The sequence below is a fragment of the Sporosarcina luteola genome, assembly GCF_023715535.1.
Classification (GTDB): Bacteria; Bacillota; Bacilli; order Bacillales_A; family Planococcaceae; genus Sporosarcina; species Sporosarcina luteola_B.
Genome location: NZ_JAMBOI010000003.1, coordinates 1 through 12,612 on the forward strand (window position 1 = coordinate 1; position 12,612 = coordinate 12,612).

Genomic DNA, 12,612 nt, shown 5'->3' on the forward strand with positions numbered 1-12,612 from the left:
GCCGAAACCGTCTTTCAGAGTTCTTCCATGCGGAAGAACCGATTATTCGGTATTAGCCCCGGTTTCCCGGAGTTATCCCCATCTGCAGGGCAGGTTGCCCACGTGTTACTCACCCGTCCGCCGCTGATATCAGGGAGCAAGCTCCCGTCAATCCGCTCGACTTGCATGTATTAGGCACGCCGCCAGCGTTCGTCCTGAGCCAGGATCAAACTCTCCATAATAGAGAAATTCGAGTAGCTCGAGTTTCTTGCTGGCATCAATTAAGATGTCAATTTGAATCCGAAGATTCGTTTGTTCTTTTCACCGACGAGGTCGGCTCCAGAACTTTATTTGTTGACGTTTTGCTGTTCAGTTTTCAAGGTTCATTGTGTTGCTCTCTTGCAGCAACTATTCTAGTATAACATTTTCTCACTAACGCGTCAAGCGTTATTTTGAAATTAATTAATGGAGCGGGTGAAGGGAATCGAACCCTCATCATCAGCTTGGAAGGCTGAGGTTTTACCACTAAACTACACCCGCGTATTAAATTTGGCGCGCCCGACAGGAGTCGAACCCATAACCTTCTGATCCGTAGTCAGACGCTCTATCCAATTGAGCTACGGGCGCTCGGTTTTGTTATATGGAATATGGTGCGGTAAAGAGGACTTGAACCTCCACGGGGTTAACCCCCACTAGGCCCTCAACCTAGCGCGTCTGCCATTCCGCCACTACCGCATTATTTGCGACACACTTTATTATACTACTCTCAGTAAAGATGTCAATAGTTTTTTTGAAAGAATGGTGAGCCATGCAGGATTCGAACCTGCGACCCTCTGATTAAAAGTCAGATGCTCTACCAACTGAGCTAATGGCTCGTGCTTGTTGTATTGTCTCGATGTTAGGTTTTTTGTGAAACCTTATATATGAAGACGTTGTATTGGTTTGGGTGTTAAAACCGTTTTGAGTTTAGTACTTGTGTTGCTTTAGGTATTAAAACCTTTTGCTCCTAATCCCTTTGGGATTACTCGCAAATCTTTTTAAATGTGGAGCGTTTAAAAAGATTGGCTGGGGTAGCTGGATTCGAACCAACGAATGACGGAGTCAAAGTCCGTTGCCTTACCGCTTGGCTATACCCCAACAATTTGATCAACTTACATGCTCGAAACTCTGTACATCGCAAGGCTTAATTTCTTTCCCCTTTTTACTTTGTACATAAACATGGAAGTTATACATAAAAGTTGGTGACCCCTACGGGATTCGAACCCGTGTTACCGCCGTGAAAGGGCGGTGTCTTAACCGCTTGACCAAGGGGCCATCTATTTAATTGGAGAAGGGAGTTTCTTTTGTTTCAATGTCATTCCCTAATCGACTTTTCCTATTATAGACACTCCTCATCCTTTCGTCAACAGTTTTATTGAATTAATTTTTCGCATTGAGAAAAACCGCTTATTTACAGCGTTTACTTGATTCGTGTTATGCGGAGATTGTCGGTTTTATTCAATTTACGATGCTTCGAGGATGATTTTTGCTCCGACCTACAGGATCTTCATCTGGAGTGGATTCTAAAAGCGCATAAACGCTGTGGAATACGCATAAGTTCAAAGATTAACGCATAAGTTCTCCGAGAGAAGCATAAATCCGCCAATTCACGCATAAACAGCAAGAAGGACGCATAAATCTTTAGAAACGCGCATAAACCAGTTTATGCGCGTTTCATGCGATCATGCGCAACTCGCTGTGCTTTATGCGTATGTTATCCGATTTATGCGTAATTCAACAGCTTTATGCGCACGTAATCCAATTTATGCGTAGTTCGCTGTCTTTATGCGCATGTAATTCGATTTATGCGTATCTAAACTAATTTATGCGTGATTACACAAACTTATGCGTAATTCGCCGGCTTTCTGTAGCGATTGCTTATTATTTATTGAAGCAGGACGATTTCCCCGGCGCATTTACCGCATCTATATTTCCGCACATCCATTTTACTCTTCCGTCTATATTCCAATCGACATGATTTACATTGATAGAGATGGATCTTCTTCGGTTTGCCAGTTATCTTCCCTAGCGGCTTGCAATATCTTGGCGAGCCGGTTTCCCGCAATAGCTTTTTGAAGTCCGCATCCCCATGTCTATATCCTTTTCCCTCTTGATGGAGATGGTAATGACAAAGTTCATGCTTGATGATGCCGACGAGTTCTTCCATATCATAGAGTTCTATTACAGTCGGGTTGATTTCAATGGATCCGTCGAGCAGTTTATAGCGCCCGCCAGTCGTTCGTAGGCGGGCGTTGAATCGCGCTTCGTGCTTGAATGGTTTTCCGAAAGCTTCTATAGATAGTCGTTGGACGAGTTGCTGCAGTTCACGTTGTTCCATGCCGGTTTTCACGTTCGCGGCTTACTTCCCTGTCGGAGGAATCATCGTCAACGAGATTCTGCCTTTATTTTTATCTACGCCTTCCACCCAGACGGTCACGATATCGCCGGAAGCGACTACGTCGAGCGGATGCTTGACGAATCCTTTTTTCAATTTCGAAATGTGGACGAGTCCGTCTTCCGATACGCCGATATCGACAAATGCACCGAAATCGACGACGTTCCGGACAGTCCCTTGCATCTCAAGTCCTTCATATAAGTCTTTCATATCGAGTACGTCCGCTTTCAACAGCGGCTGCGGGTAATCGTCACGCGGGTCGCGGTTCGGACGCTTAAGCGTATCGATAATATCGCGCAATGTCACTTCGCCGACATCCAATTTCGCAGCTAACGTCGGGATATCCAAAGCACTCAAGGCACTCACTGCCTCTTCCTTCCCTAACAAACTCTTGTCCACTCCTGCTTCCGCCAGTACTTGTTCCGCTACCGCATAGCTTTCGGGATGAAGTCCGGTTGAGTCGAATCTGTCTTTCGCCTCCGGTATTCGAAGGAAGCCGATTGCCTGTTCATATGTCTTCGCACCGAGACGCGGAATTTTCTTCAGTTGGGTCCGCTTTTGGAACAGTCCTGCCTCTTCACGCGCCTTGACGATGTTTTCCGCTACCGTCTTCGAAAGGCCCGCCACGTATTGCAGTAAAGATGAGGAAGCGGTATTCACGTTTACGCCTACCCGGTTCACCGCAGTTTCGACAACGAACGATAGCGACTCGGATAGTTTTTTCCGTGCGACGTCATGCTGGTATTGACCGACGCCGATCGATTCAGGATCGATTTTGACGAGTTCGGATAATGGGTCCTGCAATCTCCGCGCAATGGAAACGGCGCTACGCTGTTCGACTTGGAGGTCGGGGAACTCTTCCCGCGCTTGTGCCGATGCCGAGTAGACACTTGCCCCCGCTTCATTGACGATGACATACGAAACTGGTTCTTTCGATTCTTTGATGCAGTCTGCAATGAACTTCTCCGTTTCCCTCGAGGCTGTTCCGTTGCCGATTGCGATGATTGGGATCTTATATTTTGCGAGTGTTGAAAGAATCATTCTCTTCGAAGCTTCCTTATCCGCTTTCGGAGGGTGGGGATAAATGACCGATACTTCAAGCATCTTCCCTGTTTCGTCGATGACCGCCAATTTACAACCTGAACGAAAAGCCGGATCAACGCCTAATACCATCCTGCCTTTTAAAGGCGGCTGCAATAGGAGACTCTTCAAGTTTTCCGAGAATACATGGATCGCTTGGGCTTCCGCCTTTTCTGTCAACGCTGTCCTGATTTCCCGCTCGACAGACGGAGCAATCAGCCGTTTGAATGCATCTTCTGTCGCCTCCTTTACATGCGGAGCTGAAGGAGATTGCTGTTTTTTGATCAATTCGCGCTCAAGGACACCGATGATACGCTCCGCTGGGAACGCCACGCCTACACGCAGAACCTCTTCTTTTTCTCCCCTGTTCAACGCAAGCACACGGTGAGGGACAATCTTTTTCAATGGTTCTTTATATTCGTAATACATTTCATACACACTGCGTTCGTCTTCGGCCCCTTTACGGAGCACGGAAGCCATTTGGCCATCGGACCAAGCAAGTTTACGTACGCTTTCCCGGAGTGCAGCATCATCCGCAATCCGCTCTGCGATAATATCACGCGCTCCAGCAAGCGCCTCGTCGATGGATGCGACCGCTTTCTCTTCATTCACGAAAGCCGCAGCAAGGTCTTCTGGATTATCCAGACCGAATGCCATCAACTTGTCCGCGAGCAGTTCGAGTCCACTTTCAATCGCAATCATCGCACGCGTACGTCTTTTCTGCTTGTACGGTCTATACAGATCTTCAATGCGTTGCAATACGGTTGCTGATTGGATTTCCTTTTTCAGCTCGTCAGTCAATTTCCCTTGCTCTTCAATTAACCGGATGACTTCCTCTTTCCGTTGTTCAAGCCCCTTTTCATAATGGTACGCATCCTCAATCGCTTTGATCTCCACTTCATCGAGTGAGCCGGTCGCTTCTTTCCGGTACCTTGCGATGAAAGGGACCGTGTTGCCTTCATTGAGAAGAGAAATGACATTGGCGGTTTGCTTCTTACTAATCGACGCTCTTTTGGCTGTTGCTTCTATTAGACTGTTCGTCATTCATTCCCACCCTTTCTATTCTTATCTCAGTTTACCATTTCCATGTATCCTTACTCCATTCCCGCACATGAAAAAAACCTGCTTCAATTTATTGAAGCAGGCTGCCGGCGATGAATGTGGCGTCGTCGCCGGATTGTGCCGATTCTTTTACGATATTGTACAACTCATATGCGTTAGTGCTCTGTTTCAAACTTGCTTTCGGGCTGTTCAGCGTCACTCCATCTGAATGAAGGAAAAACAGATCGCCCACTTCGTACTTGTATGTCTGGGTATTCATCTTCTGCGGTCTTCCCGATAGATATCCCATGACTGGCAAAGGATAGATCATCTTTTCACGACCATGCAAAATATACATCCTGACATTACCGATACAGCTGTATTCGATCGTGCCGTCCTTATAGTTGACACGCACGATTGCTACGGCTGCTCCGCGTTTCTGCACCATATATTCATTGCAGCGGCTCAGCAATTCGTCTAGCGATTCGTGGTGAAAGTGTTCAAGGACTTCAGGAATCACTTCCGCGGATTGCCTTGCGACTTTGCCGTTTCCCAAACCGTCGGCAATTGCACAGATGAAGTAGTCCTCTTCGGAATGAATATAATACGTATCTCCCGACTCGATATTGCCATGCTTCGCTGCGTTATAGATGTATGCCTCTACATGATCATTTTTGAACACTTCCACTACGATGCACCACCAGCTGCCATTATGGCTTCTTGAAGTTTTTTGATCGCTTTCCGTTGCAATCTAGATACATGCATTTGCGAAATACCGAGTCGTTCCCCCGCTTCCTTCTGGCTCATTTGCTCAATATATGTATATTGGATAATTTGCTTTTCGCGTTCCGACAACACATTAAGCGCATTTGCCACAACTAGTCGGTGGTCTGTCCTCTCAAATCCGTCATCCGATTCTCCAATGATATCGAACAATGTCACTGTGCCGCCTTCTGAATCGGCTTCGAGCGTATGGTCCATCGAAAGGGCTTGATAGCTCCTCCCCATCTCCATTGCTTCAAGGACCAATTCTTCATCGGTACCCAAGTATTCCGCGATTTCGCTCACAAGCGGCGAACGTTGCATTTCAATCGTCAACGCTTCGACCGCAGCCTTGATCTTCGGACCGAGTTCCTTGATGCGTCGCGGGACATGGACTGCCCATGTTTTATCACGCAGGAACCGTTTGATTTCCCCGACAATCGTCGGCACTGCAAAAGCTTCGAAGCTGCGTCCGAGGTCCGGGTCATATCTGCGGATAGCCCCGAGGAGACCGAGCATACCTACTTGGACGATATCTTCATGGTATGGCTTCCCGTTTGAATATTTGCGGGCAATGGAATGGACGAGCCTTTCGTAGTGAAGGACGAGATTCGTCTGCGCTTCATCGTCGTTCGTCTCCTGGTACTGCCTGATCCATTCCAACACTTTCTCTTTCGTATCCGGCTTATGAGTTGGCTGTTCGTTTGACATCTTCTTCGCCTCGCTCTCTGCCGAGATATTTGGTCATAAAGACCGTCACGCCCTCCTCGTGATGAAATTTCACTTCATCCATGAGCGTCTCCATCAAATAAAGCCCAAGTCCCCCTTCGCGCTGGAAACGGGCATCTGATGTGTCGCTATATGGTCCGATATGTTTTTTCGTCTCTTCAAAGTCGAAGCTGGTTCCGTGATCCGCAATCATGATCTCCAACCGCTCTTCATACAATGCACACCCAACTACGACTTCACCATCTTCGTCCTGGCCGTAAGCATGTTGGACAGCATTCGTTATTGCTTCACTTGACGCAATTTTCAAGTCTTCGATGTCATCGTATGTAAACCCGAGCCGACTTGCAATGCCTGAAATCATCAATCTAGCAACACCGACATATTGGGCTTTTGCGGGTATCTTGATCTCTATATAATCATAATGTTGCATTATGGTCCTCACTTTCCTTCTGTTCAATATCGATAATTTCATTCAGACCGGTAATTTCAAACAGGCGGTTCAACCGTTTGTTCAAGCCCGTTATCTTCACATGCCCGCCGTTAGCGGAAACAGCCTTATAGAAACCTACGAAAACACCGAGGCCTGTACTGTCCATATAATCCACTTCGGATAGATCCAACTCCGCCTTCAAACCTTGGACATTTTCCACAGCCGCCAGACGCTCCCGTAGAACAGGTGCCGTAAAAGCATCGATCTCTCCGACAACCTTGAAATATTGAACACTATTTTGTTCTAGCAACTCTACTTGTAAATTCATTTCCTGCACCCCGACTCTCGATATTTGTATTTAAAATTAATACACTACAACCTTACATACCCGCCACTCAAAAAGTTAAACCTGTTCCGGCTGCTTTTTAAAAATGACAATTGTGAAGTCGTCGCTCAATCGATAGTTTTGAAGTCCCGCGAGGTGATGATAGACATGTTCTGCAATTTGCTGAGCCGACTTGTCTTTCACGTCATGAAGAAGGTTTTGGATCGCATTCATGTCAATGAATCCTTCTTCAGTCCTCGTTTCAGTAACGCCATCTGTCATCATTGCAATGAAGTCCCCATCGTTCAGTACGACCGAACGCTCCTCATATTCTGTATCCGGTTTGACGCCGAGAAGCAATCCCTTGGCATCCAATTCCGAAAATTCTCCTGTCCTGCTATTGAAATGCAATGCCGGTTCATGACCCGCCGACGCGTAAGAGAATGTCGTGTCTTCAGCATTATATTTGCCATAGAACATTGAGATGAACATTGAATCGTCGACACTCTTTTCAACAATGCGGTTAATGATGCCAAGGACATTCTGCGGACTCGTATTTCCATCAGGCAAACCGTCCATGCCGAATTTGATCATGGACATGCACAATGCGGCAGGGATCCCTTTACCGATCACATCCGCTACAGCAACGCCCGATTCGTGCTTCTTATTCAGGAAATAGACATAATCACCATTCATCTGTGTAGCAGGCTGGGAGATGTATCCCACGTCCAGACCGCCGACGCATGGCATCTTCGTCTTAAGAAGCGTGTCCTGCACTTTCGTTGCGACATTCATCTCCATTTGGATCGCTTCCTGTTTACGGATGAGGCTTTGGTGCTCACGTAATGTAAGACCATAATGAATCATCATCTCGATCAGGAAATCCAAGGAGTTCCATACTTCGTCCTGCAGCTCGGGATGCAACTCGATTAATGCGGTTTTGTGGATGCTGATGACATCCTCAGGCGCAATTTCCTTTTCGATGAAGCGTCTGCTGAATTGCTGTCCGACGTAGAGATCCTCTTCACTCGGTCTTTCCAAATATTTTCCCATAATTTCTTTATACTGCCTGCCGACTTCTTGTGGCATTCACTATCGCCTCCTCAATGAAGCCATTTTGTTGTAGTAATGGTCGTTCCAGCCCCGGTTTCCGAAACGACTTTGAACTCGTCCATAAGCCGTTTCACTCCGGGCATTCCCGCTCCGAGGCCGCCAGATGTCGAAAAGCCATCTTCCATTACTTTACGCAGATCAGGGATTCCTGGACCTTCATCGGAAGCGATGATCTTGATGCCGAACTTCCCATTATCAGTCACTCTTTCAATCTCAATCTTCCCTTTGCCTGCATAAAGATAAATATTTCTCGCCAATTCGCTGATTGCGGTCGTGATGCGAGCTTGGTCGACGGTTCCGAAACCGGCCTTCTTTGCTTCGTTACGCCCTAATTGCCTTGCAGCAACGATATCCCATTCCGTGATTATCTCTACAGAAGACCTAAGATCCATTTTCAGGCCTCCAATTCTTTATAAAGTTTATCCAAACCGTTTTCCAAATCTAGCGCAGTCATTACATTGCTCAAGCGGATTCCAAGCTCGATCAATGTAATCGCAACTGCAGGCTGAATACCAGTGATTACAACTTTCGCGCCCATCAAACCAGTCATATTGATCACATCCCCCAATACTTTTGCGATGAAGGAATCAATGAAATCAATCGGCGTCAAGTCGATTACAACGCCAAGAGCTGCAGTTTTATGCATTTTGTTCAATAGGTCTTCCTGGAATTGAATAGCCGTCTGGTCATCCAGCTCCCATTGGATCGACACGATGAGTACTTCATTTAATTTCAAAATCGGTATACGTGCATTCAATTTGCTTCCACCTCCACGATTGCTCGATTTGTCATTCCCAAAGCTGCCTGCATTCCCCTCTGCAATGTGCTTTTCGTCGTGAATTCATGTAGGTTGATGCCTAGGGCGACAATCGTCTGTGCAATTTCAGGACGGATGCCGACGAGCATGCATTTCGCACCTACCAAACGGACCGCTTCCGCCGCTTGGATAATATGATGCGCAACCATCGTATCTACGACCGGGACTCCTGTAATATCGAGCAGCACCACTTCAGCCCGCTGGCTCACTACGCCTTCCAGAAGGTTCTCCATGATCAACTTCGCGCGTTCTGTGTCGATCGTTCCGACTAAAGGCATGACTGATATTTTGTCGAATACTGGAATTAGAGACGCGGACAACTCCTGCAATGCAATCTTCTGCAGGCTGACCGTCCTTTCCCATTCCGTGGAATAGGCGTCGATAATGCTTTCCCGTAACGGATTGATCCAATTTCTGAATATGGTGTTGAAAGAACGCAAGTTACCTTCGTTGATGATCTCCTGCTCCTCAAGAAATTCGAATACGACATCCGAGAAATTGTCGATCGCCTTATTGACGAATTTGATCGCCCAACCGAAGCGGACGACTTTCTCGGTGAAGTCGTTGATTCTTTCAGTATTGGCAGCGGATGAGTCGGTAATGTTGGAAGTCATTAGCTCCGCAAATTCCCTGCTCGTTTTTTCGACAAGATGATCAGGCATGAAGTGGAAAAAACGTTCTCCCTTTTCCTCCTTCATCCTCCTGATCCAACGCTCGATGATTTCGTCCATGTTCTTATTGATGCCTTCTACCATTATTTTATTCATACGTTAAAATGCCTCCCTGCCATATTGAAAATCCCATACCCCCATTGTACAGAAAAAAGTTGAATTAGACATCTATTTACAGCTGTCCCCTTTAAAATCAACTTCAAAATAAAAAAACACTCCGGAAGACGAGGTCCGCAGTGCTTTACATATGTATTCAAAATTTGACGAGCCCGAAGCTAATTTCCAGCGCTTCGTCAACCTTTTCCATCAATGGTTCATCCAAATGGGTGATTTTATCCGTCAGCCTCGACTTGTCAATCGTGCGGACTTGTTCGAGCAGGATTACGGAATCCCGCTCGAACCCATACCGTTCCGCATCAATTTCGACATGTGTCGGCAATTTAGCCTTCTGGATTTGTGCAGTGATTGCTGCAACAATCACCGTCGGACTGAATCGGTTGCCTATGTCATTTTGGATGACAAGCACCGGTCTCGTCCCTCCCTGTTCGGAACCAACGACGGGTGACAGGTCTGCAAAAAAGACGTCCCCACGTTTTATTGCCAACTTTTCATCCTCCGCTTACGAGACGTTCCACCGTATGCTGGGCTTCGAGTTCCGCATGCAAGCATTCCTTTGCGATTCGTAAGTTGATTTGCGACATTTCAACGTAGCCGATCATCATCGCTTCACGGATCGTATCCGCGTCATGACCAGACATATACCGCTTCGTTGAAACATAAGCGAATTCTCCGCGCTCCGGCTCCTGATGGACGGCCGTATGTTCAATTTCATTCCCCTTCGATACTTTTACGATTTTTATGTTTTTCTCTCGCAATTCTAGCACCTCCGACAGACCCCGTTCCCTCGATCGATTCTATTCAAAGTCTATCTTACCATTGAACTTCGACAATGAGAAGACAAAGAAGGTTTTTTATTGACAAGAATCTTCAAATAATGTGGTCATTTGTCGAAAGATGGAACTGCGTTCATCTTATCCATGTTAGGTTCAATATATTCTCGGCACGCGCTTTCCAACTGTCACTGCAATTTCATATGGAATCGTCCCGAGTCGGTCCGCCCATTCTTCCATCGTAATTTCTTCATCACCTTGCCTGCCGATCAATGTCACTTTTTCCCCGGCAGCGAATTCACGTGTCAGTTTCACCATGCATTGGTCCATGCAGATCGTTCCGACGATTGGCATCCGTTCGCCGCCAATCAGCACATCCTGGTTGCGCAGCCCGCGTTTCAAACCGTCTGCATAGCCGACCGGCAACGTGCCGATCCACTCATCGTGCATTGTTTCATATGTTCCCCCATAGCTGATCCTTTCGCCCTTTCCGAGCTTTTTCACATATGCCAATTCCGTTTCAAGCGTGAACGCTTTCTTCAGGTCAAACGGCAATTTTGCTCCTACGTAGGTGGAAGGTGCAATGCCGTAAAGGCTGATGCCGAACCGGACGGCATCGAGCGCATATTGCGGATAAAGCAAAGCCGCTGCACTATTGGAAGCATGGACAAGCGGCGGTCTTTGCGGAAATTTGTCAACAAACTCTATGAACCGTTTGAATTGCTCCTTCGTTTGACTAGGATTCTCCTCATCCGCACAGGCGAAATGAGTGAAGGCGCCTGCAAGACGGATGGTAGTCGATCCTTCAATTACTTCAACGATATCCTGAAGGGCAATTTCATCCCGCAGTCCAATCCGGCCCATTCCGCTGTCGATTTTCACATGGACACTCAACGGATGATCTACTTCCTTAACATAATCGGCCGCCTGGCGAAGCCATCCAGCATCCGAAACAGCTAAGTGGATCCCTAATGCAGCGGCCTTTTCCGCAAATCTGACCGGAGACAAACCCATGACGAGGATATCGGCGGTAATGCCGCAATTGCGCAAATGCAAGGCTTCGTCAGGCGTCGCTACCGACACCATCCGTGCCCCAGCGGCGATTGCGGCACGTGCCACTTCGACCTCCCCATGCCCATAGCCGTCCGCTTTCACGACGGCTATGACGGATGTTCGGTGAGGTAAATACCGTTTCAAGTTTCTAAGATTCTCTTGTATCGCTTGTAAATTGACGATTGCCTTTGTAGGACGATAATTCTCCATATGAACCCCTCATTTTTTTCTGGATGACACTATTATCAATCCTATGAGCTTTTCACGTCAATCAATTCTTATTTGCTATCTTCAGGACTCATCGAAGATGCGACTTCAATCAACTCGTCAGCCGTCAATGTGGATGATGCGACAAAGAACGCCACTCCATCCTGCTCCCAACGGATCGAGTTATTCGTCAACGCAGCCACAGTGAAGCCCAAATCGACCGGATCCCCTTCGATGGATACTGCCATTTGATTATCCGGAGTTTCTGCCGGCTCCTGTACGACAATGAATTCCTTGTCTCCGCCGCCGAATGTCGTGAAAAATCTTGTTCCGTTTTCTGTAGCGACCATTTCTTCTTCAACGACCGTTCCTTCCCAATTCAAGTTCGGATAGTACTTCATCATGCCTGTTTGGCCATCTTCAGTCGATTGCGGTTTTTTCTCCGGCTGCGCCTTTTCCATATCAACTTGATATTCAGATGCCTTGTGTTCTACGCCAAGTGCTATTTTATTGAATGTTACACGGATTTTCTCTTCCTTGTTTTCATCCATGACGGATACGTACTTCGGCAGCAATGTTTTCTTATCAATATGGATTCGCTGCATCGGAAGGACTTTCTTATGATTATTCCTTGATGCCGTTTCGAATACATACGTCTTATCCTTTTCTTGCATTGTAGAATTCTTATCCGCCTTGATGTCGTCCGATAGCGTGCCGATCAAGTACGGCATGCTGTTTTGAGTCGGCCAATCACTTTGGAACTTATACGTTTTTCCGAGTGACGGGGTGATGACAAAAACGCCTTCTTCATTTCTGACGATCATTTGGGAATCTTGGCTCCCCGCTTGCGAAACATTCACTTTGTAAAAATCAGGTTTCGTATGCCATACAGTTACATCGTACACCCTTGGTTCAGAACCTGTTTTGATTTCCATCGTCGCTTGCAATTCGTACCCTTTCGCCTCGTTCCACTTCCCACTGAGCTTCTTCATGACATCCTCTTTAGACGGTGATCCACAAGCTGCTAGGAGTGTCATGATTGCAACTAGCAATAAAACAAAAATTCGGCTGCGCATACAGT

At 46.8% G+C, this 12,612-nt stretch carries 14 protein-coding genes, 6 tRNA genes and 1 rRNA gene; all 21 read right to left on the reverse strand.

Features of this window, described 5'->3' with window-relative positions; all coding sequences use genetic code 11:
- A 16S ribosomal RNA gene (locus M3191_RS06915) occupies nucleotides 1–221 on the reverse strand; the annotation flags it as partial.
- A 224-nt stretch (nucleotides 222–445) separates the two neighbouring features.
- Nucleotides 446–519: transfer RNA gene (locus M3191_RS06920), tRNA-Gly, on the reverse strand.
- 10 nt (nucleotides 520–529) lie between these two features.
- A tRNA-Arg gene (locus tag M3191_RS06925) sits at nucleotides 530–606 on the reverse strand.
- Nucleotides 607–627: 21 nt separating this feature from the next.
- Nucleotides 628–714: transfer RNA gene (locus M3191_RS06930), tRNA-Leu, on the reverse strand.
- A gap of 64 nt (nucleotides 715–778) precedes the next feature.
- Nucleotides 779–854: transfer RNA gene (locus M3191_RS06935), tRNA-Lys, on the reverse strand.
- 187 nt (nucleotides 855–1,041) lie between these two features.
- A tRNA-Gln gene (locus M3191_RS06940) sits at nucleotides 1,042–1,116 on the reverse strand.
- A 102-nt stretch (nucleotides 1,117–1,218) separates the two neighbouring features.
- Nucleotides 1,219–1,293 (reverse strand) — tRNA-Glu (locus M3191_RS06945).
- 610 nt (nucleotides 1,294–1,903) lie between these two features.
- Complete coding sequence (locus M3191_RS06950; protein ID WP_251699357.1) at nucleotides 1,904–2,356, reverse strand: SprT family protein; 453 nt, start codon at nucleotides 2,354–2,356, stop codon at nucleotides 1,904–1,906.
- 21 nt (nucleotides 2,357–2,377) lie between these two features.
- Complete coding sequence (locus tag M3191_RS06955; RefSeq protein ID WP_251699359.1) at nucleotides 2,378–4,537, reverse strand: Tex family protein; 2,160 nt, start codon at nucleotides 4,535–4,537, stop codon at nucleotides 2,378–2,380.
- A gap of 88 nt (nucleotides 4,538–4,625) precedes the next feature.
- On the reverse strand, nucleotides 4,626–5,222 hold the full coding sequence (locus tag M3191_RS06960; RefSeq protein WP_251699361.1) for a PP2C family serine/threonine-protein phosphatase: 597 nt from the start codon (nucleotides 5,220–5,222) through the stop codon (nucleotides 4,626–4,628).
- A complete protein-coding gene (gene sigB, locus M3191_RS06965; protein ID WP_251695326.1) occupies nucleotides 5,222–6,007 on the reverse strand; it encodes an RNA polymerase sigma factor SigB in 786 nt (261 codons plus the stop codon). The genes M3191_RS06960 and sigB overlap by 1 nt, the downstream gene beginning before the upstream one ends.
- The gene (rsbW, locus tag M3191_RS06970; protein ID WP_285847146.1) at nucleotides 5,982–6,455 is read right to left on the reverse strand and encodes an anti-sigma B factor RsbW; all 474 of its coding nucleotides are present in this window, start codon (nucleotides 6,453–6,455) and stop codon (nucleotides 5,982–5,984) included. The genes sigB and rsbW overlap by 26 nt, the downstream gene beginning before the upstream one ends.
- The gene (locus M3191_RS06975) at nucleotides 6,442–6,783 is read right to left on the reverse strand and encodes an anti-sigma factor antagonist (RefSeq protein ID WP_251628231.1); all 342 of its coding nucleotides are present in this window, start codon (nucleotides 6,781–6,783) and stop codon (nucleotides 6,442–6,444) included. Before M3191_RS06975 ends, rsbW begins: the two co-directional genes overlap by 14 nt.
- A gap of 75 nt (nucleotides 6,784–6,858) precedes the next feature.
- Nucleotides 6,859–7,869 carry a PP2C family protein-serine/threonine phosphatase gene (locus tag M3191_RS06980; protein WP_251699369.1) on the reverse strand — a complete coding sequence of 337 codons (1,011 nt, stop codon included), beginning with the start codon at nucleotides 7,867–7,869 and terminating at the stop codon, nucleotides 6,859–6,861.
- A gap of 14 nt (nucleotides 7,870–7,883) precedes the next feature.
- The gene (locus tag M3191_RS06985) at nucleotides 7,884–8,285 is read right to left on the reverse strand and encodes an anti-sigma regulatory factor (RefSeq protein WP_251699371.1); all 402 of its coding nucleotides are present in this window, start codon (nucleotides 8,283–8,285) and stop codon (nucleotides 7,884–7,886) included.
- Between the two features lie 2 nt (nucleotides 8,286–8,287).
- Nucleotides 8,288–8,650, reverse strand: a complete 363-nt coding sequence (locus M3191_RS06990) for an STAS domain-containing protein (protein WP_251695330.1) — start codon at nucleotides 8,648–8,650, stop codon at nucleotides 8,288–8,290.
- A complete protein-coding gene (locus tag M3191_RS06995; RefSeq protein ID WP_251699373.1) occupies nucleotides 8,647–9,477 on the reverse strand; it encodes an RsbT co-antagonist protein RsbRA in 831 nt (276 codons plus the stop codon). The genes M3191_RS06990 and M3191_RS06995 overlap by 4 nt, the downstream gene beginning before the upstream one ends.
- A 157-nt stretch (nucleotides 9,478–9,634) precedes the next feature.
- A complete protein-coding gene (locus tag M3191_RS07000) occupies nucleotides 9,635–9,985 on the reverse strand; it encodes a type II toxin-antitoxin system PemK/MazF family toxin (RefSeq protein ID WP_060205884.1) in 351 nt (116 codons plus the stop codon).
- Nucleotides 9,986–9,989: 4 nt separating this feature from the next.
- A complete protein-coding gene (locus M3191_RS18530) occupies nucleotides 9,990–10,256 on the reverse strand; it encodes a transcriptional regulator (protein ID WP_285853249.1) in 267 nt (88 codons plus the stop codon).
- A 171-nt stretch (nucleotides 10,257–10,427) separates the two neighbouring features.
- The gene (gene alr, locus M3191_RS07010; RefSeq protein WP_251699375.1) at nucleotides 10,428–11,534 is read right to left on the reverse strand and encodes an alanine racemase; all 1,107 of its coding nucleotides are present in this window, start codon (nucleotides 11,532–11,534) and stop codon (nucleotides 10,428–10,430) included.
- Nucleotides 11,535–11,602: 68 nt separating this feature from the next.
- The gene (locus M3191_RS07015) at nucleotides 11,603–12,607 is read right to left on the reverse strand and encodes a LolA family protein (RefSeq protein ID WP_251699377.1); all 1,005 of its coding nucleotides are present in this window, start codon (nucleotides 12,605–12,607) and stop codon (nucleotides 11,603–11,605) included.
- Between the last annotated feature and the right edge of the window lie 5 nt (nucleotides 12,608–12,612).

What these genes read in the sequence shown, in the direction of transcription:
- M3191_RS06950 (WP_251699357.1), bottom strand. Translation starts at nt 2,356, where the DNA reads ATGGAACAACGTGAACTGCAGCAACTCGTCCAACGACTATCTATAGAA.
- alr (WP_251699375.1), bottom strand. Translation starts at nt 11,534, where the DNA reads ATGGAGAATTATCGTCCTACAAAGGCAATCGTCAATTTACAAGCGATA.
- M3191_RS06980 (WP_251699369.1), bottom strand. Translation starts at nt 7,869, where the DNA reads ATGCCACAAGAAGTCGGCAGGCAGTATAAAGAAATTATGGGAAAATAT.
- M3191_RS07015 (WP_251699377.1), bottom strand. Translation starts at nt 12,607, where the DNA reads ATGCGCAGCCGAATTTTTGTTTTATTGCTAGTTGCAATCATGACACTC.
- M3191_RS06975 (WP_251628231.1), bottom strand. Translation starts at nt 6,783, where the DNA reads ATGAATTTACAAGTAGAGTTGCTAGAACAAAATAGTGTTCAATATTTC.
- rsbW (WP_285847146.1), bottom strand. Translation starts at nt 6,455, where the DNA reads ATGCAACATTATGATTATATAGAGATCAAGATACCCGCAAAAGCCCAA.
- M3191_RS06995 (WP_251699373.1), bottom strand. Translation starts at nt 9,477, where the DNA reads ATGAATAAAATAATGGTAGAAGGCATCAATAAGAACATGGACGAAATC.
- M3191_RS06955 (WP_251699359.1), bottom strand. Translation starts at nt 4,537, where the DNA reads ATGACGAACAGTCTAATAGAAGCAACAGCCAAAAGAGCGTCGATTAGT.
- sigB (WP_251695326.1), bottom strand. Translation starts at nt 6,007, where the DNA reads ATGTCAAACGAACAGCCAACTCATAAGCCGGATACGAAAGAGAAAGTG.
- M3191_RS06985 (WP_251699371.1), bottom strand. Translation starts at nt 8,285, where the DNA reads ATGGATCTTAGGTCTTCTGTAGAGATAATCACGGAATGGGATATCGTT.